Annotated in this window: 21 protein-coding genes, 1 tRNA gene and 1 riboswitch; of the genes, 6 read left to right on the forward strand and 16 right to left on the reverse strand. The window is 68.2% G+C overall.

All coding sequences use genetic code 11. The features are described from left to right. Window positions 1–12: 12 nt before the first annotated feature. Together ON41_RS36730 and ON41_RS36735 are read right to left on the reverse strand one after the other, a co-directional pair. A complete protein-coding gene (locus tag ON41_RS36730; RefSeq protein ID WP_169336545.1) occupies window positions 13–1,341 on the reverse strand; it encodes a prenyltransferase/squalene oxidase repeat-containing protein in 1,329 nt (442 codons plus the stop codon). A gap of 113 nt (window positions 1,342–1,454) precedes the next feature. Beyond that, complete coding sequence (locus ON41_RS36735) at window positions 1,455–2,096, reverse strand: TetR/AcrR family transcriptional regulator (RefSeq protein ID WP_040753548.1); 642 nt, start codon at window positions 2,094–2,096, stop codon at window positions 1,455–1,457. Between the two features lie 109 nt (window positions 2,097–2,205). Here ON41_RS36735 and ON41_RS36740 point away from each other — a divergent pair, with 109 nt between their 5' ends. Then, the gene (locus ON41_RS36740) at window positions 2,206–3,027 is read left to right on the forward strand and encodes an SDR family NAD(P)-dependent oxidoreductase (protein ID WP_040753549.1); all 822 of its coding nucleotides are present in this window, start codon (window positions 2,206–2,208) and stop codon (window positions 3,025–3,027) included. A 34-nt stretch (window positions 3,028–3,061) separates the two neighbouring features. On the opposite strand, the gene ON41_RS36745 is transcribed toward ON41_RS36740, so the two are convergent. Then, on the reverse strand, window positions 3,062–3,610 hold the full coding sequence (locus ON41_RS36745) for a DUF8020 domain-containing protein (RefSeq protein WP_040753553.1): 549 nt from the start codon (window positions 3,608–3,610) through the stop codon (window positions 3,062–3,064). Between the two features lie 223 nt (window positions 3,611–3,833). On the opposite strand from ON41_RS36745, the gene ON41_RS36750 reads away from it, so the two are divergent. After that, a complete protein-coding gene (locus ON41_RS36750) occupies window positions 3,834–4,862 on the forward strand; it encodes an FAD-dependent oxidoreductase (protein ID WP_040753558.1) in 1,029 nt (342 codons plus the stop codon). Window positions 4,863–4,865: 3 nt separating this feature from the next. Here ON41_RS36750 and ON41_RS36755 read toward each other — a convergent pair whose 3' ends face one another. Continuing rightward, window positions 4,866–5,216: a hypothetical protein gene (locus ON41_RS36755; protein WP_157185766.1), complete on the reverse strand. Its 351-nt coding sequence runs from the start codon at window positions 5,214–5,216 to the stop codon at window positions 4,866–4,868. A 306-nt stretch (window positions 5,217–5,522) separates the two neighbouring features. Between ON41_RS36755 and ON41_RS36760 the strand changes: the two genes are divergently transcribed. Next, window positions 5,523–5,972, forward strand: a complete 450-nt coding sequence (locus tag ON41_RS36760) for a pyridoxamine 5'-phosphate oxidase family protein (RefSeq protein ID WP_051163352.1) — start codon at window positions 5,523–5,525, stop codon at window positions 5,970–5,972. 104 nt (window positions 5,973–6,076) lie between these two features. Further along, window positions 6,077–6,149: transfer RNA gene (locus tag ON41_RS36765), tRNA-Asn, on the forward strand. A gap of 67 nt (window positions 6,150–6,216) precedes the next feature. On the opposite strand, the gene ON41_RS36770 is transcribed toward ON41_RS36765, so the two are convergent. The 7 genes from ON41_RS36770 to ON41_RS36800 all read right to left on the reverse strand — a co-directional run bounded on the left by ON41_RS36770 (window position 6,217) and on the right by ON41_RS36800 (window position 12,995). Then, window positions 6,217–6,645, reverse strand: a complete 429-nt coding sequence (locus ON41_RS36770) for a YbaB/EbfC family nucleoid-associated protein (protein ID WP_040753566.1) — start codon at window positions 6,643–6,645, stop codon at window positions 6,217–6,219. Continuing rightward, entirely contained in the window at window positions 6,642–7,118 is a 477-nt protein-coding gene (locus ON41_RS36775; RefSeq protein WP_040753569.1) for a DUF7674 family protein, read from the reverse strand. The genes ON41_RS36770 and ON41_RS36775 overlap by 4 nt, the downstream gene beginning before the upstream one ends. 30 nt (window positions 7,119–7,148) lie before the next feature. After that, window positions 7,149–8,465 carry a WXG100-like domain-containing protein gene (locus tag ON41_RS36780; protein ID WP_051163354.1) on the reverse strand — a complete coding sequence of 439 codons (1,317 nt, stop codon included), beginning with the start codon at window positions 8,463–8,465 and terminating at the stop codon, window positions 7,149–7,151. Beyond that, window positions 8,465–8,764 carry a WXG100 family type VII secretion target gene (locus tag ON41_RS36785; protein ID WP_040753571.1) on the reverse strand — a complete coding sequence of 100 codons (300 nt, stop codon included), beginning with the start codon at window positions 8,762–8,764 and terminating at the stop codon, window positions 8,465–8,467. The genes ON41_RS36780 and ON41_RS36785 overlap by 1 nt, the downstream gene beginning before the upstream one ends. After that, complete coding sequence (locus tag ON41_RS36790) at window positions 8,761–9,069, reverse strand: WXG100 family type VII secretion target (protein WP_246829675.1); 309 nt, start codon at window positions 9,067–9,069, stop codon at window positions 8,761–8,763. Before ON41_RS36790 ends, ON41_RS36785 begins: the two co-directional genes overlap by 4 nt. A 265-nt stretch (window positions 9,070–9,334) precedes the next feature. Next, window positions 9,335–10,780 (reverse strand): type 1 periplasmic-binding domain-containing protein, encoded by a 1,446-nt coding sequence (locus tag ON41_RS36795; RefSeq protein WP_157185768.1) that lies wholly within the window; start codon window positions 10,778–10,780, stop codon window positions 9,335–9,337. 175 nt (window positions 10,781–10,955) lie between these two features. After that, window positions 10,956–12,995 (reverse strand): hypothetical protein, encoded by a 2,040-nt coding sequence (locus tag ON41_RS36800; protein WP_157185769.1) that lies wholly within the window; start codon window positions 12,993–12,995, stop codon window positions 10,956–10,958. Between the two features lie 249 nt (window positions 12,996–13,244). Here ON41_RS36800 and ON41_RS36805 point away from each other — a divergent pair, with 249 nt between their 5' ends. Continuing rightward, complete coding sequence (locus tag ON41_RS36805) at window positions 13,245–13,943, forward strand: NAD(P)-dependent oxidoreductase (protein WP_040753575.1); 699 nt, start codon at window positions 13,245–13,247, stop codon at window positions 13,941–13,943. A 313-nt stretch (window positions 13,944–14,256) separates the two neighbouring features. Then, a complete protein-coding gene (locus ON41_RS36810) occupies window positions 14,257–14,592 on the forward strand; it encodes a histone-like nucleoid-structuring protein Lsr2 (protein ID WP_040753579.1) in 336 nt (111 codons plus the stop codon). On the opposite strand, the gene ON41_RS36815 is transcribed toward ON41_RS36810, so the two are convergent. From ON41_RS36815 to ON41_RS36835, 5 genes are read right to left on the reverse strand one after another with little or no spacing between them, the layout of a single operon-like run. Next, window positions 14,589–16,274, reverse strand: a complete 1,686-nt coding sequence (locus ON41_RS36815) for an ABC transporter ATP-binding protein (protein ID WP_051163358.1) — start codon at window positions 16,272–16,274, stop codon at window positions 14,589–14,591. The genes ON41_RS36810 and ON41_RS36815 overlap by 4 nt on opposite strands. Then, entirely contained in the window at window positions 16,271–17,080 is an 810-nt protein-coding gene (locus ON41_RS36820) for an ABC transporter permease (protein ID WP_040753953.1), read from the reverse strand. Before ON41_RS36820 ends, ON41_RS36815 begins: the two co-directional genes overlap by 4 nt. Continuing rightward, a complete protein-coding gene (locus tag ON41_RS36825; RefSeq protein WP_040753583.1) occupies window positions 17,077–18,042 on the reverse strand; it encodes an ABC transporter permease in 966 nt (321 codons plus the stop codon). The genes ON41_RS36820 and ON41_RS36825 overlap by 4 nt, the downstream gene beginning before the upstream one ends. A gap of 6 nt (window positions 18,043–18,048) precedes the next feature. After that, window positions 18,049–18,813, reverse strand: a complete 765-nt coding sequence (locus tag ON41_RS43565) for a class I SAM-dependent methyltransferase (RefSeq protein WP_051163359.1) — start codon at window positions 18,811–18,813, stop codon at window positions 18,049–18,051. Continuing rightward, on the reverse strand, window positions 18,810–20,324 hold the full coding sequence (locus ON41_RS36835; protein WP_040753587.1) for an ABC transporter substrate-binding protein: 1,515 nt from the start codon (window positions 20,322–20,324) through the stop codon (window positions 18,810–18,812). Before ON41_RS36835 ends, ON41_RS43565 begins: the two co-directional genes overlap by 4 nt. A gap of 126 nt (window positions 20,325–20,450) precedes the next feature. Continuing rightward, a riboswitch (cobalamin riboswitch) is annotated at window positions 20,451–20,522 on the reverse strand. Between the last annotated feature and the right edge of the window lie 26 nt (window positions 20,523–20,548).

Raw genomic sequence — 20,548 nt, forward strand, 5'->3', positions numbered from 1 at the left:
CGGGAGCGGTTCTCAGGTCAGCAGGAACGCCATCAGCGGTAGCAGCAGGGCCGTATACGTGCCGAGCACGGCGGCGGCTATCCGCCGCCGGGAGGTCTGCGGCAATCGGTTCGAGAGCCCCTCGTAGGTTCCGATCGCGACGAAGGCCAGTCCCCACGCGACCAGCGCCCGGCTGCCCATGCGGCCCAGCTGGTCGGCGAAGATCACCGCCAGCACCGAGATCGTCACTCCGGCAGAGCCGTTCGACACCCACACGGAGACGTCCGGCCGCCCGCCGTACGGCGACGCGGCCGCCCAGGCGCCCTTCGGCCGCGGCACCCCGTTGCGCCGGCTCCACAGCGCCCGGCCGATCGGCTCGAATACCGTTGTGCCCTCGTCGGTTCCGTCCAGCTGCGCCCGGACCCGGATCATCGCCTCCAGCGCCTGCGCGGTCGCGGACGAGGTCACATACCCCTCCGGGGAGGTCCGGAATCCGCCGTACTGGGCGTGCAGCGGTTCCCGTTCCTGCAGTTCCAGCAGGCTCGTGAGGGCTTGCTGGACAACCGGATCCCCCACCGCCTGCGGATCACCGGCCGTCACCGCGCACAGCGTCGCGTGCAGCGTGAGGTGCCGCCAGGTATCGGCCGCGCCGCCGCGCCGGAACGACTCCTCCTCGATCCGGATGCCGCCGCGGCGCAGCGCCGTGATCAACCGGCACAGGGCCAGCTCGCGCGCGTGCACGAAACGGTCGCCGCCGATCTCCGCAACCTGGGGATGCGCCAATGTCGCTACCACACAGGCGGATTCGAACAGCCGCTGCTTGCGCGGGGCACGATCGAGGACGGCCGATACCAGGCGCCCGGCGCCCCACAGCACCGCCTCCATCGCGATCGCGTCCGACTTCGCCGCCGCGCCGAGGGCCTGGATCGCGACCGCGGTCGCGGTGATCGAGACCGGGCCCGAGCGATCGGTCATCGGCCAGCCACCGGAGTCGGCGTCCTGCGCCGCCAGCAGCGCGCGCCGGAACGCGACCGCGTCCGGGTCGTCGGCCCCGACCCCCAGGCATTGCAGGCCGCGCAGCCGCCAGGCCACCTCGAGCGGTGACAGGAGATCGGAAACCACTGTGCCGGAATCATTTCCGCGCATCAGCAGCGCCACCTGCCTGGCTCGCGGTATCTCCCGTCCGGCGAGCGCCAGCGCGCACACCACCTCGGCCGTGCTGACCGGATTCGGGCTCACATCCGAAATCCAACCCCAGCCCGCCCCATCACGACCGTCCTGCCGCTGATGGCTGTACAGCCAGTCCACCGCGGCACCGATACGGCCGTCCAAATCCGTTGCCCGCGCAACCCGCATCGTCACCACTTCCCGCCTCCATTCTCCCTCGCAATACCCGCTGGGAAATGGCCGCATACCGGTGAGTCCCGATAGTTATGCGACGTAAATCAGCCGTCTACCAGGGAAATTCGTGTGACTCAGCGGCCGTAGGCGGCGAGGAAGGTGGTGACCGCGGCGGCCGTGACGGGATCGCGTTCGGACGCGGGCACGGGACGGGTGCCGAACCGCGACCGCGCGTCCACGGGACCCGTGAGCAGCGCGGCGAACTGGGCGGCCGCCAGGTCCGGGTCGTCGATCCGGAGGGCGCCCGACAGCGCCAGCCGCGCCAGCCGGTCGGCCAGCGCGCGGGTGACCCGGGCGGCGACCTCGTCGAGGAGTTCCAGCAGATCCGGGAACTGCGCGGCCTCGGCCGCCACCAGACGGCGCAGGGCGCGGGAATCCTCCGCGCAGTAGCAGGCGGCCAGGTGCGATCCCACATCGCGCAGCGTCTCGGCAATGTCACTGTGCGCGTCCGAGAGTCGTTCCACAGCAGCGAGATTCGCCGCGAGCGCACTGTCCGACAGCGCCCGAACGGCCTCGCGGAACAGCGTCTGCTTATCGCCGAAGTGGTTGTAGACGGTGGCCTTGGCGACACCTGCCTCGGCCGCGATCTCGTCGACACGGGCCTGGGCGTAGCCGACCCGGGTGAACACGGTGAAGGCGGCCGTCAGCACGGCCCGCTGCTTATCGATACGGCCGCGAACCGGGTGGGTCCGGGAGGTTCCGGTGGCGGCGCTCATCTCTCCAGCATAGCGAATCTGGACTCATGAGTCTGCTAGCCTGTCCTCACGAGTACTAGACTCGTGAGTCTAGTATTTCGATCGTTCGAGTACACATGAGGAGATTGTTGTGCGAACCGTGGTCATCACCGGGGGAACCGACGGCATGGGCAGAGCGCTCGCCGAGACCTACCTGCGCCGCGGCGATCGCGTCGTCGTCCTGGGGACCGATGCGGCGAAGGGACAGGCGGTCCTCGACGTCGCGGCCGACGTGGGCGCGGCCGGCCGCGCCGAATTCCTGCGGGCGGATCTGAGTCTGGTCGCCGAGAACCGGCGGGTGATCGAGCACATCACCGCGACGTACCCCGTCATCGACGCGCTGGTGCTCGGGGCGCGCTACTACCGCGCCACCCGGGTGGTCACCGCCGAGGGCTTCGAGAGCAGTTTCGCGCTGTTCTACCTGAGCCGGTATCTGCTCGGCCACGGCCTGGCCGCGCACCTGGAGCGAGCCGAGTCACCGGTCCTGCTCGACCTGTCCGGCCCCGGCGGCGACCTGACCCGAATCCGCTGGGGCGACCTGCAGTTCGCGCACGACTACCGCCCCGACGAGGTCATGGGTCAGTGCGGAAAGCTCAGCGACCTCCTCGCCGTCGCCTTCACCCGCCGCTACCCCGGCAGCCGTATCCGCTACGTCCTGCTGCACCCCGGTCTCACCGCCACGGGCTTCACCGGCGACTACGACGCCGCCAGCGCGGAAATCCTCGCCGGCATGCGCGAGCGCGCCCAGCCGATCGAGGCGGCCCTCCCCCGCCTGCTGCGCCACCTCGACAATCCACCGACGGCCCCCCTGTCCGCCTTCATGCAGGACACTCCGGTCGACGTCCACGGCGAGCCCTTCGACCCGCACGCGGCGGACCGGCTGGCGGCGATGACCGCGGCCCTGCTGGCCTAGGCATCGCCGATCGCCGCCCGCCGCGAGTGCCGGGTTACGGCGTGGAGTAGCCGATGAGCGCGCCGATTCCGGCCCCGATCGGGACGGTGACCAGGGCGCCGACGCCGCCGAGGAAGAAGCCGATGACCGCGCCGATTCCGGCCCCGATCAGCGCGCCGACCCCCGCGTTGTGCTGCTTGCGGGCTTCGGTGTCCGACGCTTCGTCGATGTTCTGCGCGACCTGCGCGGTGTGGTCGTTCGCGGTCAGCGTGAGCGAACGTCCCGCGGCATCGATCCGCGGGGTGAGACCGACTGCCCCGCCCGCGACCGGAACGGTCAGCGGTACCCGGGCAACCTCGTTACCTGCGACATCGGTGAGGGTGACGGCCTGACCGTCCTGGGTCAGGGCGAAGGTGCCCGCCGCGACGGTCGTCGTCACGCCGGTGCGATCCGCCGTCGGCGCGGCCACGTACGCCACGCCGTGGTCGGCGCCGCTGATCGCCGCCTCTGCGGCCGGTGCGGGCTGCGCCTGGACGACGCCCGCGGTGACACCCACGGCGCCGATCGCGAGCACGGCGGTAGCAGCGATTCGCTTGGCTCTCATGACTTTCCCCTTATTCGAACGGCCCGGTGACAGCCGACTATCCCCACACGACCGGATCTCGGCCGTCCCCATTGTTACGCGAAAAACCGTGTGCAGCGGTCGGTTTCCGAAATCTTATGGTCACTTGACAAAGAAAGTTCGCGCGTCGTGCAATGATCGACCAGCCGGATCGAAGGCATTGCAGTGGACACCGCTCGCTCGACAGCACGCTAGGAGCCACATCATGGTCACGATCGTCGGCGGCGGCATCGCCGGAACGGTTCTCGCCGGAGCGCTTGCCCGGCACGGGCATCCGGCCACGCTGTACGAACGCCAGGCGAACCCGCGCAACGGGCAGTTCCTCGTCCTCGACGGGCGGGCTCACCAGGCACTTTCCGATCTCGGCGTCGAGACCGAGCGCCTGCACGCGGCCTCCCATCCCCTGACCGCGCTGCGGATCGCGTACACGGCCAACGAGCGCACCCGTCCCAGCGAGGGCCACCGCCTGTATTTCCGCGACGACCTGATGCGGGTGCTCGCCGACTTCGCCCGCGCCACCAGCGCCGAACTGTACGACGGCGTTTCGATCACCGATGTCGACCCCGCCACGGGCGCCCTCCGGGCGGGCGATACCGCCATCGCCGCCGACGGCCTGGTGATCGCCTCCGACGGAACGGATTCGGTCGCCCGCGCCCGGCTCGAACCCGACCGGAAGGCCGAATACGCCGGGCAGACGGTCGTCTACGGCACCACCAACCATCCGCTCCGGCTGGACAGCGAACCCTCGGTCCTGCATTTCCAGGGACAACTCGGCACGGGTGTCCTGCCGTCCGGCACCTTCGGCCATTTCTGGAACGACGATGTCGCGGTGTGGTTCACGCGCATCACCCAGCCCGAACTGCCGCCCGAGGCGACGGGCACGCATCCGGCGGCGGACTGGGCCGAGGCGGTCCGCTCGGCCGCACCCGCCATCACGGACCTGGTCGACGCGATGGTGGCCGACACCGACACGGTGCGGGTGATCAACGCTCGCAACGTCCCGCTGCCCGGCGCGCAGCCGCCGCGACCTCCGATCATCCTGTGCGGCGACGCCGATCACGCCATCACGCCCGCCGCGGGCGTGGGGGCTCGCGATGCCATCGAGGACGCGGCGGCCCTCGCCGCCGCCCTCACCACCGGCGCCGACCCGGCGGCCGCCATGGCCGAGCGGCGCAAGCAGATCACCGAGGAGCGCGACCGGATCGCCCGGCTCTACGAACAGCGTCGCCGGTAGGCATCACCAGCCACGGCGGAGACTCCGGGATTCGTCGGGCCGGTCCGACCCGACGGTCCGCATAAGGGCCAGCACGGCCGAACTCGAATCCCGGATGATCAGATCCAGATCGTCCAGCACGCCTGACAGGTCGGTGCGACCGCGGTCGCGGGCCGGGAGCTGAGAGCGGGCGAGTTGCAACTGCAGTCCGGTATCGAACAGGTGCCGCACCAATCGATCACAGGACTTGACGAAGTCGTCGAACTCTCGCATCGACCACTCCGCCAACCGCTGTTCGACGTACTCGGCGACCGTATCCCCAGCCATACCGTCCGGGGTGACCGGCACTGCGAATAGTTGGTTGTCATCGGACATCAGCAATCCACGCCCTTTGTGCAACCCTCAGGGTCACGCACCGTCGAGCACCCCGCCCGAGACTGCGGCCGATGTCGGGAACCGTCGGGTACGCAACCGTTTTCTCGGAAACAGGACCCGCCACGAAGGACGAATCCAACTACGATTTATACACCATCCCGGACCGGCGAACCGTACCGAAATCGATACGGAACCATCAGGGGCACATCATGATTCGAGACCGGTCGGTGTGATCGGGCGGTCGCGCACAGGCCGAGACGCGCAGCGCAGCGTCGATCCGCACACCGACGACACCGGAGAGAAGACATGCCCAGCTTCACCGACACCCACGCCCTGTCCGACGCCGAATCGCTGCGGCGGCTGGGGGACATCAGTTTCGGCAGGATCGTCTACCACCGGCACGCCCTGCCGACGATCCAGCCCGTCAGCCATATCGTCGACGCCGGGGTGATCTTCGTGCACGCCGAACCGCACACGCTCACCCTGACACCCCACCGCCAGGCCGTAGCCTACGAGGCCGACACCATCGACCCGGCCACGCACGCCGGCTGGTGCGTCACGGTCGTCGGTTTCGCCGAGGACCTGACCACCCGCGACATTCGCACCCCCCTCCAGCACCTGCTCGACGTCCCCCACCCCCATCGCGTCATCCGCATCCGCCCGGAGTTCATCACCGGCACCGAATACGGCCCCGCCCTCCACCCCATAGGCAACCCCGGCCCTGAAAGCACCCACCACAACCCGTCGACCTCCTGACCCGGACCCCACCCCATCCCCGCAGGTAGATGCCCGATTTGGGCCACCGAAGACCAATACGCTAAAGTTTCTTCTCGGCCCGCCCGGACGGACGAGCCCATCAGTCCCCAATAGCTCAATTGGCAGAGCAGCCGACTGTTAATCGGCAGGTTACTGGTTCGAGTCCAGTTTGGGGAGCATAAAACGGCCCCTGACCAGCGGTTCACCTTGCACGGTCTGGGGCCGATTCAATGCCGTTCCGCATCTACCGGCGCCAGCCTCTACGGTTCATGCGTTCGAAGTAAGCATCGTCCGCCGCTTGAATCTCTTCTTCTGTTCGGGGGCGGCGCGTGTCGGAGACCGACGGCGTATCGGCCAGCAGCTCGTGTATCGGCTGCCGTAGTCGCGGATCGGCCTTACGCGCGATTTCCTGTACTTCGGCTTTCACGTCGGCACGGGCTCGGCGGTAACAGTCGAGCAGCGTGCTCTCGAGCTGGGTGTTGTTCCAGCGCATGGCGCCGCGAGCAATCTGCAGGGTGGTGATGTCGCCGTGGGCATCGACTTCGACAGTGACACCGCGGGTTTCGGCGCGACCACGAACCTTCTCGAGAGCGCGAGTCAGTCGGGTGCCGTTGCGGCGGACGTCGGCGAGAATGCGTTGGATCTGCTGTTCCCAGGCGGCTGTGTCTGTCACCGGCGCCCCAATTTCTTGAGGACCTTCTTGACGACTTCGGGCATCGGCCGCACCTCGTCGCGCCGCACCTTCTCCTGACCGGTGTAAATTCGATAGTAGCGAAACAGTTCGGGGCCCAGCAGGTTTACGACCTCGGGTTCATCGAAGATATTCTCCACGAACGCCACGGCTATCAGGTCCGACACCGCGTTCTGTCCGTCGCCCCAGCCGTCCTCGAGTTCGGCGAAAAATGGCGCCAAACGTAATCGCGGGTTGTCACTCTCGTGTGCGACTCCGACAACCCAACGCGCGATGTCGCCCATGAGAACCGTGGGCAGCATTTCATTGTTGTCGCGAATATGTTCGGCGATGATCGGCCCGATCTCGGGCTCGAGCTCGGCGAGCCGTTCGATGAACGCCGACAGTTCGGGCACGAGGCTCTTCGTCCAGGCATACAGCATGTCCAGGATCTCTTGATCGGTTCGATCGTTCATATCGTCACCGTGCCCTTCTCTCTACGGATCCTATTTTCCCGCCAAGGCATCCATCAGATTCTGTAACTCCTTGATCGCAACCGCCCGATCGGCGGGGTCGTTATTGGCCCTGTTCATCAGCCAGTTCGCCAGCGCCCGCTGCGACTCCACACCCTTCGTAAGATGCCATTTTCCTTCTGTGGGAACAAGATTCGCGTACTCGTTACGAATCGCGTCAGCCGTAGTGCCGTCACCGACGCGATCCGGATTGCCCGCGCCCTTGTACAGGTCGTTGAGGATATTCTGCAGTTTGGAGTCGTTCACCGTCGGTTTCGTGGCCGGTGGTTTCGGAGTCGGCACCGGTGGTGGGCTGCCGTCACCGGATTTCCACAGCTTGGTCTTGGCTTTCTCCAGCCACTGTCCGATCTTCGACGCCATCGCCCGCAACCGAACCGGCACACTCGCCGCCACCCTGGCAGCGATCGTCGCCGCGGCGCCGGCGAGCCGCTCGATAACGCGGCCGATCCGAGCGGCGTACACCGCTATCCGAGCCACCGCGGCACCGTTGCCGAGGAGTTCGGAGAGCGCACCGGTAAACGGGATCAGGACCGCCATGCCGACTTCCCACGCCGCGGTCTCGGCGAGCATCTTGCCCAGCTCGTCGAGAATCTCGGAGTGGGCGTCATCGAGTTGCTGTGCGTAATCGCCACACGCGTCACCGAGTTCGCGGAATCCTGCCTGCAGATCCATGTAGTCGGCAGTGGACTGACTGCAGGTCGCGATCGCTGTGGGAATCTCCGGCGACTGCTGATTCTCCAATAGCGAGACCGCAGTGGTTATCGGTGTGGTCGCCGTCCCGAGTGCGTCCGCCGCGGCGTACCAGACGTCGCGGGCGGCGCGGAGCTGGTCCTGATGTCCATTCGGCCAGGCGAGCCCGGCTACGGCGTTGATCAACGACCATCCGAACGGCTCCGCGGTCCCGGCCCCGGAAGCCGACGGCACCGACAGCGCCGGACACGGTTCCACTCCGAGAATCGGCGGATCCGGTGGTGTCGTCCCGGACGGATTCGCCGCGGCGTCGCCGGAGACGTGATTGTAGGCACCGGCCGCGAGAAGGTCGCGGATACGGGCGGACTGGGTTATCAGTTTCGATGATGCCTGCAGTGCGGCGTCGACCGAGTCGTCGTAGGTCGCCGCCCAAGAGGTCCCCGCCGAGTCACTGCCCGCCATTCCCGAATACCCCTGCAGCGTCCGGACCAGGGCACCGTGGACCTCGTCGGCGCCGTCCCGGACGCCTCCGAAGGATTCGCCTGCCGAGTGGTAGTCGGTCGGGCGGCAGACGATGATCGGGAAGGTCGGCGGGGCCATTATGTCGGCCACATTCCGTGGTTGGTGCCGGCGGCGCCGGAATAGTTCTCATGGGCAACGCGGGCAACGTCGCGCAGCTCGCCCAGGTTCTCCCGCATTTCCGCCGCCCCGGCCAACCATTTCGTGTGCGCGGCACGCTGCGTCTCGGCCGCTCGGCTGTCCCAGGAGAGATGCAGATCGGCGATATGCCGATCGACATCGTCGAGAATGGCATCGACCTCGGCGCCGAAGCCCGACATCTTCACGATCGCGTCATCGAGCTGCTGCAGATCGACTCGGAACTGATCGTCGGCCGTCATGTCCGCTGCTCACCCCCGGCCTGCGCGATCGAGTCGCTGTTGCGTTCGTCCTGCGCCTCGTACAGCGTCGCGGTAGCCGCCAGATCCGACGCCGACTGCTCCAACGCCTCGACGATGGCGTCCGCGCCGGCTTTCCACTCCAGCCACGATTCGTCGTACGCCGATGCCGACCTCCCTTGCCAGCCGTCGGCGAGCAGTTCGCGGCCGACCGTGCGGTCGAGTTCGGCGATTTTCTCTCCGAGATAGCGCGCCTTACCGCCGATGTAGGCGGCCGCCTCCCGTAATCGCGCTGGATCGACTTGCACCCCACCTGACACGACGCCCTCCCTTGCGTCGATGAAATCGCCCTTCGAATATAAGCCTTGCTCAGCCGTATCTCATGGTGAAACCTCGAGCAAATATGGAGTTTGTGCCGACTCCGCGTAAGAATCAGGCTTTTTCATGTGGAAAGGGTCCTATACACCGCAAGAGAGCAAACAAAATTTCCATCGAACGTGCATTTGCACGGTCGCATCGGCGCTCGGGGGTTGGTTTCTCACTCGGAAACCCGGAGTTTGCATTCTGAACCCCTCAACCGCACGACCCCGGGCCGAAGGGCTGGCCTGTGGTCCAGGTGAGGGCTTCGACGTGGGGGGTGCCGTCGGGCATGATCTGGACTATCGGCATGGCTTTGGCTATCGGGTTGCCGTGGCTGGCCTGGGTGAAGGCGATTTGGCCGGTGACGCCGGGAACGGGGGTCTGGCAGTCGAATTCGCTGATGGCGTCGGCTACCGTCTTCGGGTTGTCGACCGGGGCGGGGTTGGTGCGGGCCGCGGTGGCGGCCGTGAGTACGGCGTCGTAGGCCATCATGACGTAGCCGTCGGCGAGGTCCGCGGGGACGCCGAAGTGCTGACCGGTGAACTCGGCGAGGAATGCGTCGTAGTTGTGGGCGTTGTCGGCCTGACCGGGGGTGGCGGCATTCCACTCACCACCCGTCGCTACCGCCGTATAGAAGACGTTGACGTGCAGCGAGGTGAAATCCGGCAGCTTCTGGCCGAGCAGGTTGTTGGCGTCGTCGCTGCTCATGACGTCCACCGTGTCCAGACCGCACGCTCCGCCCTCCGCCAGGACGGTGAGGAAGAATCCGAGGTCCGTGCCGCGCCCGGCGAAATAGATCACGGGAGGTTTTTTCCAGCAGATCACGTCCCGCATCTCGGCGAATCTCTTCGTCATGTAGGTCGCGCGGCTGATGTCGTTGAGCGGGACGTCCGGCGACTTGTAGATCTTCGTGTCGGGCTCCCCGCCGTAGCGATCCTTGAATGCGGTCGCGAAGGCCGGACCGAGCGTCGACGCGTAGAGGTCGTCCTCGTTGGCGTCCTTCACCAGCATGGCATCGGGATAATTCCGCTTCGACAGATAGTCGACCGCGGCCTTGGCGGCATCCGTGTTGGTCGGGGTGATCCGGAAGAATCGATCGATGTATTCGTTGGTGCCCGGCTCGAGGTTCATATCGTCACCGCTGGTGGACGCCGCGATGCTGGCGATGTGCTCGCGGGAGAGATCGCTGGCCGCCTTCCGTGTGGTGACCAGGCTCTGCCCGAATCCGGTGACCGCGACGATGTGCTGATCGTCCCGCGCGTCGACGATAGCCCGCACGGCTGTCGATTCGTACTGCCCGTTGCTGCCGAAACTGGCGAGCAGGAGTTTGACCGGCGGGGTCGGACCTCCGGCCACCGATTGGTGGTTCGCCCGCCACGCCGCAGTAAGCGCGCCTTGGACCTCGTGCCGCACGTTCTTGAACGCGAGGCTGTCGTTCTCCGGATTCGGCGTGAGGTCGTCCAGCAGGACGATCGTGACGAATTCCGGTCCGGTGACCGCGGCATTCAGCTTGGCCACCTGCTGTTCCAGATCCGTCAGGGGATCGCCGTCGCGCAGGGTGGTGGATTCCAGGTTCAACCCGACGCACACCGCCGGATCTCCGACGCTTTCCAATCCGGGCCCACAATCCGGGCGCGACACCACTTTCCAGATCACCACGCCGGCGACGATCAGGATCACAGCTGCCAGCGCGGTGGTAATCCTGAGGTGACGCCGCCACCACGGCGCATGCACTACCGCGCTCTGGGGTTTCTGTCCGCCGGGAAACCGACGCAGAAAATTCGGGACGAGTCGGTGACGGTTCCAGCGCATGACGGCATCCATTTCGTCGGAGTCAGAACATCTTCCCGGCGCGTTCGGCAGCGGCCATCAGCGCCGCGACATCGGACCGGTGCGACTCGCGGACCAGCCCCGCGTAGGAGTTCACGACGATGTCGCGCAATGTGGGCGTGGGCGCGGTGAACGGATTGGCGATCAGCCATCGCGCCGCGACGAGCCGAGCGACGGTGTTGCGCACCGGCGTTCGATGCTCGCCCGTGATGCCCACATCCTCGGCGACCAGCTCGTCGTAGATCTCGTCGCAGTCCCGGTCGAGCGGCTTGTCGTCGGGCGCGCTGGTCACCAGCTCCAGCTGATCGATCCAGCGCCGGTGCGGCAGATCCTGGAAGCTCGCCTCGAAGTACCCGACGACATCGGCGAACTTGCCGAGGGCGAGCCGGCAGTACGCGGTGCGCACCGGATCGGCCTGGGTGGCAGGGTCGTACAGCAGGGTCTCGAACTGCTCCTTGTACGACGGCCCGTCCTCCGCCGTCGCACGTTCCGTGAGCGCGGCGAGCAGGGTGCGCGCGATCCACGGCTGCAACTCGGCGGGTTCCGACGTGCCGCCGCCCTCGTCGGGCGCGACGACCCACAGGGCCGCCCGCAGCTCGGTCAGGATCTGCCCGACGTGCGTCTGGGCGGCCAGGTTGGCGGAGTCGGCGTGCACCAGCCACGGCGCGGTCGCGAACGGGGCGGCCGACACCACGTCGTCGACGCCGATATCCGTCAGGTGCTCGGTGAGGCGCAGGTCCTCGACGCGGGAGGTCCACGTCTCCGAATCGATTCCCAGACTGGAGGGATGCAGCGCGTCGCGGCTGCCCTGTCGCACCTCTCGGCCGTGTAACAGCCCGGCGAGCGTGTGCACGCGGTCCGGAAGCCCGCCGGTGGCCCGATGGACCAGCGCCCACCGGATGCGATTCTCCTCGTCGTCCGTTCCGAGTACGTCGTGGCTGGGGGTGACGATCCTGGCGGTCGCGGCGAAGTCGAGCGGTTCCAGCAGCACCGGGTAGTACGGGTGGCGTCGGCGGGTGGCGTCCACCGTTTCGGCCCAGTGCCCGTACTCGGCATTGTGGCACCGCGGTACCGGATACACCCGGTCCGGCCGACCCTCGCTCGACCTCCACGGCGGCAGCCAGGTGGTCTCCCAGTCCGGGTTCCATCGGCCGCTCGACGCGATCACCACGAGCGCGTCGTGATCGCCCGGATGCTGGCGCAGATGACGTTCCCGCGCGGTCAGCAGATCCGAGACGAATTCGCCGCCACCGGGGTGGTGGAGATCGTCCAGCAGCAGGACCCAGTTGTGCAGATGCTTTGTGCCGCCGGGGTTGTCGCAGTGGCACGACGAGTACACGTCCGGCGCGGACATGCGCAGATGGCTCTCCCGGACGTCGGCGAGGAACGCGGCGGTCAGCCAGGCGGTCATATCCGCGGGATGGGCGCGGGCCTCCACGTTCAGCATCACCAGCGCGTCCAGCGCCGACGCCGCGTCCTCGGCCTGGGGCATATCGGTGAACCAGTTCCCGGCGCGGCGCAGCGGCCGCCGCTCGATGGCCCGGACCAGCGGTGGCAGCGTCAGGTTGATCGCCTGAGCCAGGATCGGCGTCAGGATCTGGGCCTGCACCGCCGCCTCGGTCAGCATGCGAACCCGCGGTTCGAGCTCACGACGGCCCGGGAATACGCGGTCGATCGCCTCCTGCAGCGTGGTTCGGGCATTCTCCCAGCTGAGGGTGTCCAGCGGGGTGAGCACGGCGATCAGGCCGAGCGTGAAGCGCAGGAATCGGGCTGGGCGCCGGGCGGGCCACTTGCGCGACAGGTCGAACGCCAAGTGCGCCAGGACTTCTACGGTGGTGACCGGCTCGGGCCGCCGGAAGTCGAACCGCGCGTGGACGATTCCGCCGCCACAATCCCTCGAAATGGCTGTCAGCGCGGAACTCTTTCCGGTGCCTACGGATCCGAGCAGGACCACCACCGGTTGCTGCCGCTGCCGGCCCCGCTGCGGCCGGTTCCAGAGCAGCCGCCGAGCCAATACCACTGTCGCGTCGATAGCTTCCCCCACAACGTTCGGTGGCTCCGCCGCACCGTCGGTCGACCGTGCGGCACCGTGATCTACCCCACCTTCGATTCTGCATGATTCCGTCCGGGACCGCTCCCGGACGAGTCGATCGATCCGAATCGCAAGCAACGAATCGTGCGCTATCGGTTCGTGGGTGGCCGGCGCGTGATCCGGCTCACTCGCTGTCACGGGAGTCGGCCGGCCGGCGTCTGTATGGGAATCCACACGAAACGGATGTCACGGAGGAATCCCATGCGTCTCATTGTTTTCGGAGCGAACGGGCGGACCGGCAGAGTGCTCACGCGGCTGGCCCTGGATGCGGGGCACGATGTCGTGGCCGTCACGCGACAACCCGCGGGGTTTCCCCTCGCGCACGAACGGCTCACCGTCGTCGAAGGTGATGTGCACCAGAGGGATTCGGTGTATGACGCGGTCGCTGGTGGTGATGCGGTGGTGTCCGCGCTCGGGGTGCCCGGCGGGGGCAGGCAAGAGATCAGCACCTACTCCGTGGGAGCGGAGAATATGATCGCCGCCATGCGGCGGCACGGTATCCGGCGCATCGTGGTCGTCTCCTCGGCGGCGCTCGATCCGAAGCCCTATTCGGAGGCCGGATTCCTGTTCAATCGGATATTCGTGCCGGTGCTCGTGCGGTTCGTGGGAAAGACGCTCTACGCCGATATGCGGCGGATGGAGGAGTTGCTCGCGGCCAGCGGCCTGGACTGGACGGCGATGCGGCCGGGCGGGCTCTACGACCTGCCCGAGGTCACCGAGTACACGATGGCCGAGAGGCACGTCGACCGCCGGTACACCGCGCGCATCGATCTGGCGGACTGCATGCTGCGTCAGGTGAGTGACGATCGGTTCGTGGGAACGACGGTCGGCGTCGGCACCGCGGTGCGGAATCCGAGCCTGATCGAATTCGTGCGTGCTGAGGCGCTCGGCGGCAGCTGACCGGCGGAGCGCTCGTGTCTGCGATGATCCCTCCGATACCGGCCGGAGACAATATGCCGTCCGATCGATTGGAAATTCGGCGCCGGAACCCCGATGTTCGCTGAATTGCGCTTCCGATAACAATATGGTCGATTCTCCTGCCCGCCGGGCCCGAGGACACCGGCGGCGGCCATGCCGAACCGGCCGGTGTCGCGGCGGCGCGGCTATTCACGGATCCTCGCAGCTCACGCCAGCCCAGCGCGGTGAGCGACGCCCTGCCGGGTGGGATAAGCTTGCGCCTCCGGTTTATTCGGCAGCGATGAAGGGAATGTGAATGGCGCGCAAGGTCATCGTCGAGCTGGTGGACGACTACGACGGCAAGTCCGAGGCCGAGGAGACGGTGCGGTTTGCTGTCGACGGGTCCGAATACGAGATCGACCTGTCGGTGCTGAACGCCGGCAAGCTGCGGGGCGTCTTCGAGCAGTGGACTCCTCATGCGCGCAAGGTCGGCCGCACCGCGCGGGCGAAGGACAAGGCTCCTTCCCGCACGGCGGCCGGACGGGAGCAGACGGCGGCGATCCGGGAGTGGGCGCGTAAGAACGGCTACTCCGTGTCCCAGCGGGGCCGGATTCAGTCCGAGGTGGTCGAGGCCTACAACAAGGCCAGTTAAAGTTCGGGCGTCGCCGGGCCGACCGCCGCGCGGTCGGCCGGCAGCGACCGGCTCGGCGAGCGGACCCCTTGATCGAGGGCTTCCGCGGCGAGCAGCCGGCCCAGAATCGTTGTTGCCGGGTGGGTGAGTAGTTGTTGCGGGGAGCCTGTTTCCACGATGCGGCCGTGGTCGACGATGACCAGCCGGTCGGCCCGGCTGAGCTGGGTGCGCAGGTCGTGGCTGATGGACAGGATCGTGGCGCCGGTCTCGCGGCGGTAGGCGTCCACGTGGTCGAGGATGCGCTGGGCGAGGGGGCGGTCCAGGGCGGTGGTGATCTCGTCGCAGACGAGGATGCGGGGGCGGGCCAGCAGGGCGCGGGCGAGCGCAGCGCGCTGTAGCTGGCCGCCGGACAGACCGGCGGGGTGACGCCGGGCCTCGTCGGGGGCGATACCGAGGTCGGCGAGCAGATCGAGGGCGGCGGTGCGCGCGGCCGCGCGGCCCATTCCACACAGCCGGACGCCGGTCGCTGCGACCTGGTCGGCGACCGTGCGGCGCGGGTCGAACGAGGCCGCCGACTCCTGCCAGACGTACTGGATTGCCGCGATCTGCGTGCGGGATCGCTTGCGCAGCAACGGTATCGGCTCGCCGTCGAGCAGGATCTCCCCCGCCGCGGGCGCGATCAGGCCGGAGATACAGCGGGCGATGGTCGACTTGCCCGCGCCGGAGACGCCGATCATGCCGAGGGCCTCGCCGCGCCGGAGGTCCAGGTCGACGCCGGTCACGATCCGCGCACCCCGCGCCCGCACCGAGATCGCGCGCAGGCGCAGCACGGTGTCGCGGTCCGGCGGCGACGAGCGCGGCGTCGGCTCGTCGGTGACCGGCAGCGCCTCCGGGGTGTCCACCACGCGCCCCGCACGCACGACCAGGATCCGGTCGCTCACCTGCCGCACCGCGAACGCGTCGTGGGTTACCAGGACGACCGCCCTTCCGGCACACCGCAATCCGTCCAGGCTGTCCAGCAGCGTCGCCCGCGCGATCGAATCCAGGCCGACGGTCGGCTCGTCCACCACCAGCACATCGGGCGCGCAGACCAGCACCTGCGCCAGCGCGAGCCGCGCCCGCTCCCCACCCGAGAACTCGTGGGGAAACCGCCGCAGCAGGCGGTCGAGGGCCTCGTCATCGAGATCGAACGCCGAATCCGCCAACGCCCGAGCAACCAGCGCACGCCGGTCTCGCGCCCGCGAGCCGGGCATCACCCCACGTCCGCCGACTCGGACGCGGATCGGCTCCCGCACTCCGCCTCGAATGCGGCCGTCACCAGTCCGTTTTCGTCCATCGACCCCGTGTCGTCCACCCGCTCGGCCTTCACCCTCGGGCGTCACCTTGCCCAGGTGGAGACCGGCCAATTCGCCCAGGGCGGCACCGAGACGGCGAGCGGGATTCAGCGTGGATCCGGCGTGCTGTGGGAGGTAGCCGATGCGGAGGGCGGCGGGGACGCGGATATCGCCGGTGACGGTGCGTCCGGGGCGGTCGATTCCGGCGACGGCGGCCGCGATCGTCGTCTTGCCCGCCCCGGACGGGCCGAAGAGGGTGAGGATACGACCCGGCTCGACGTCGAAGGCGATGTCCTCGACGAGGACGGACGCACCGGCGCGGACGCTCAACCCGCGCACCGAAATCAGCGGCGTCGCACCATCATTCATGCGGCACTCGCTCGAAGCGCGACCGTCTGCGGGTCGGCGAGCAGATCGTCGCACAGCAGGTTGATGCCGATCACCAGCAGCACGATCAGCCCGGCGGGGAGCGCGACCGCCCACGGCGCAAGGGTGAGGGCGTCCTTGTTCGCGGCCACCGACACCGCCCAGTCCGTCGACGTCGTGTCGAAGCCGAGCCCGAGGAAATTGGCGGAGGCGAGGAAATAGACGGCGGCGGTGAAGCGAACGCCGACATCCGCGGCGATCGGCCGCATCATCTCGCGGGCGGCATAGGACCCGTACCGGTAGGCGCGGCTCTCCCCCTGCATACGCAGCGCATCCATCACCGGACCGTGCACGACCGCGCGCGCCGCCATCCGCACGAACCGCGAGATCGGCGCGATCAGCGCGATGCCGATCGCACACGCGATCGCCACCGCGGACCCGCGCGTGCGCAGCGCGGCCACCATGATGATCAGCAACGACGGCAGGCACAGCAGCACATCCATCGGCCGCATGAGCAGGTCGTCGAGCCATGCCCGCGGCGCCGCGGCGGCGGCCACCCCGATCACGAATCCCACGGCGTACGCGCCCAGCACCGTGACCGCGGCGACAACGAGGAAGGTGCGCCCGCCGGTCAGCGCGGCGGCGAGCACGTCCCGGCCCAGCCGGTCGGTGCCGAACGGCGACCACTCCGACGGCCCGAACGGCGCCTGCCTGTCCGCGGGCGCCGACCGGGCGACGTACGGCCCCGCGACCGCGACGATCAGCGGTACCGCCACCAGCGTCAGATACACCCACCGCCGTCCGCTCATCGCGGTAGCCCCGCCGCGGACCACGGAACCATCCGCTGCCCGACGAGATCGATCACCAGATTGATCGCGATCGCGAGCACCCCGGTGATCGCGACGATCGCCAGGATCACCGGATCGTCGCGATTGCCGATCGCCCCGATCAGCTCGGACGCGATCCCCGGCATGACGAAGACGGCCTCCACGATCAACACCCCCGACAGCAGCCCGTCACCGGTCCGCCCCAATTCCTGTAAAGCGGGGCCGAGCGCATTGGGCGCGACATGACGCGCCAGCAGCGATCTCCGCCGGACACCGAGGCGTCGCGCCTGCGCGATATAGGGCTGCGCCATGACGTCGACGACCCCGGCGCGCACCAGGCGCACGAGCGGCGCGGCGACCCGGGCGACCATCACGATCAGCGGCAGGACAAGGTATTCGGGCCGGCTGAGCACCGTATCCGGTTCGGTGCCCAGGAATGTCGCGGGCAGCAGGTTCATTTCGAGCGCCACATAGGTCACCAGCAGCACCGCGAGCACGAAGTCCGGGATCGAGTCGAATCCGATACTCACGGAGGTGATGACGCGGTCGCGCACCGATCCGGGCCGCAGTCCCGCCGCGAATCCGGCGGTCACGGCCGTGGGCAGCAGCAGCGCCAGCGCCAGGACCGCCATCAGTCCCGTCGTCAGGAACGGGCCCGCGATCAGGCCGCCGACGCGCTCGCCGCTGGCGTAGGACACGCCGAAATCACCCGTCACCGCGTGCCCGAGCCACGCCAGAAACCGTTGCGTCGGAGCGACATCCAGCCCGATCAGATGCCGTGCGGCCGCCCGTTGATCGGCGCCGAGGACATCGTTGTTCTGAACATCGGCGGCGTCGCCCGGCAGCAGCAGCGACAGCACGAACACCAGCACCGCGAGGACCAGCAGCTGCCCCACACCGATTCCCGTGCGGCGCACCAGGAATCGAGCGAACGGCGTGCCCACGAACCGCTACCGGATCCCGACCACGATGCGGTCGTCGCCGTACTGCCAGACCGGACCGGCCTCGGAGAATCCGGCCGCGCGGGCGAAGGCGACGTAGTCGTGCACGGTGGGCCGGTCCCGGACCGTGTGCTCGAAACCGCCGTCGCGGCGCCGGACCAGGTCGGCGAGTTCCGGCGCCTGTTCCACGGCCGCCCACCAGGCCGCCCAGTCCTCCAGTTCCTGTGCCCCCCGGCGCTGCGCCCGGCGGGTGGTCAGTGCCTTCGCCAGCTCGTCGAGGCGCGGGCCGACCGGTCCTTCGTAGAGGTGATCGCCGTCGATGAACAGGCCGCCCGGCCGCAGCACGTCGGCGCACACTCCGATCAAGGCGCGCAACGGCTTCCGGTTCATCCAGTGCAGCGCGGTGGTGCTGACGAACGCGTCCGGCGCGCGTTCCAGCCCGAGTTCGTCCAGCCAGCCGTCCACCCGCAGATCGGCGAAGACGGTCCGGAACCGGTCCGACCCCAGCGCGAGATCGGCCAGTCCGAGCAGCAGCGGATCGGCGTCGACCCCGACGATGCTCGCCTCCGGGAACCGCCGCAGCAGCCGTGCGGACAGCGTGCCGGGACCGACGCCCAGGTCGACGATCAGCGGATCGTCGCGGCCCGCCAGTTCCGCCACGATGTCGCCGATCACCTCGAACCGCTGCTCGCGGTCGGGCATGTAGTACTCCTGCTGTCGGTCCCAGCGGTCGATCCAGTACCGCGCCCGCTCCGCGTCCAGCGCGGCCGTCATCCGGCCACGACCTTGTCGAATCGCGCCCAGTCGTGCGAATTGGGCACGGCCGCCGGGGTGTCGCGGAACTTCGCTCCCGTCGCGGAGTTCCAGTGCGTATTGCCGAAGAACACGAATCCTCCTCTGTCGTACAGTATTTCGTGCATCATGCGGTAGACGGCCGCGCGGCCCGTTTCCGTCGGGGTCGCCTGTGCCTTGGCGTACAGCGCGTCGAATTCCGGATCGGACCACTTCGTGCGGTTCTGCGGTGAGCCGGTCAGCAGACGGGACGCGAAGTGGCTGGGGATCGACAGCGGCCCCGACTGGCCCATCGTGAGCGGGCCGGTGTTCAGCGCGTCCGTGTAGTAGCTGTCCTTGGAGCCGAGTACCACGTTCACCCGGACCCCGCACCGCGCCGCCTGCTCCGCGAAAAGCCGTGCCGCCTCGACGAATCCGTGGGCGACCGGGGCGGTGAACAGGTCGAACGACAGATCCCGGACGCCCGCCTTGCGCAGCAGCCGCCCCGCCTCGTCGGGGTTGTAGTCGTGCTGCGGCAGGTCGGCGTAGTACTGGTAGCCCTTGCCGAAGACGTCGTTGCCGACGTCGCCCTGCCCCTCGAGCGCCACCTTCACCAATTCGGCGCGGTCGACCATGCGCATCACCGCGCGCCGCACGTCCGGGTTGTCGAACGGCGGGCGGTCGGTCTTCATGGCGAAGAAGTAGATTCCGCTGTTCGGCGTCGACTCGAGCGAAACACCCTGCCGCCCTTGCAATGTCCGCGCCGCGGACGGGGTCAGGTTGTCCGCGAAGTCGATCTGCCCGCTCTGCACCGCCGCCAGCCGGGCGTCCGGCTCCGCGCTGACGATCCGCAGGCGGCGCACCGAGGGCGCGCCGTCCCAATAGTGGTCGTAGGCCGTCGCGCTGAATTCCCTTCCGGCATCGAATGATTCGAAGACGAACGGCCCGGTGCCCACCGGCCGGGAGAAGTCCGTGGCGCCGTCCTGGACGATCTTGGTCCCGTAGGCCGACAGGGCTTGGAGGAATTCGAAGCCCGGCGTCCGCAGCGCGATCTCGACGGTGAGATCGTCGACGGCCCGCGACTGCGACAGATCGACCTGGTCGAGCGTGGCTGCGGCGATGAACGGCCGCCGCTGCGGCGGGCCGAGCACCCGCGACAGCGTGTACAGCACGTCCCGGGAGGTGACCTTCTTCCCGTCGTGCCAGCGCGCGTCCCGCAACACGATGCGCCAGCGCGTGCCGTCGGCATTCGGCTCGCCGGACGCGGCCAGCCGCGGGATCGGCCGCATCGCGCCGTCGATCTCGAACAGACCGTCGTAGACCGCCTTCATCCGGGCCTCGTCGATGAACAAGGTATTCACGCCCGGATCGATGCCCTCGCCCGCGCCGGAACCCTGAAATGCCGCGGTGAAGGTATCGACATCACCCGCGAACCGCCCACCGCAGCCCACGGCCAGCGCTCCCGCGGCGGCGACGCCACCCGCCAGAAATCCCCGGCGACTCAGCGCCCGCATATTCGACTCCCATCGCGTCTGGCACCCCACGCGACGAAGACATGCACAAACGAACCGCCATGTGCCGGTCCACTCGGCGCATCGACCATTTCCACGTGATCGTGACCGTTCCAGTCCTGCACCCTCAGGTATCTGGCTTCGGCTCACGAATAAGCCTCACAGTTGCGGGACAGCGCCGGATTCGCACCGGACTTCCCTGCGGGCAGCCGATATCCTACGCGAGA

The organism is Nocardia transvalensis NBRC 15921 (genome assembly GCF_000308875.1).
GTDB lineage: Bacteria > Actinomycetota > Actinomycetes > Mycobacteriales > Mycobacteriaceae > Nocardia > Nocardia transvalensis.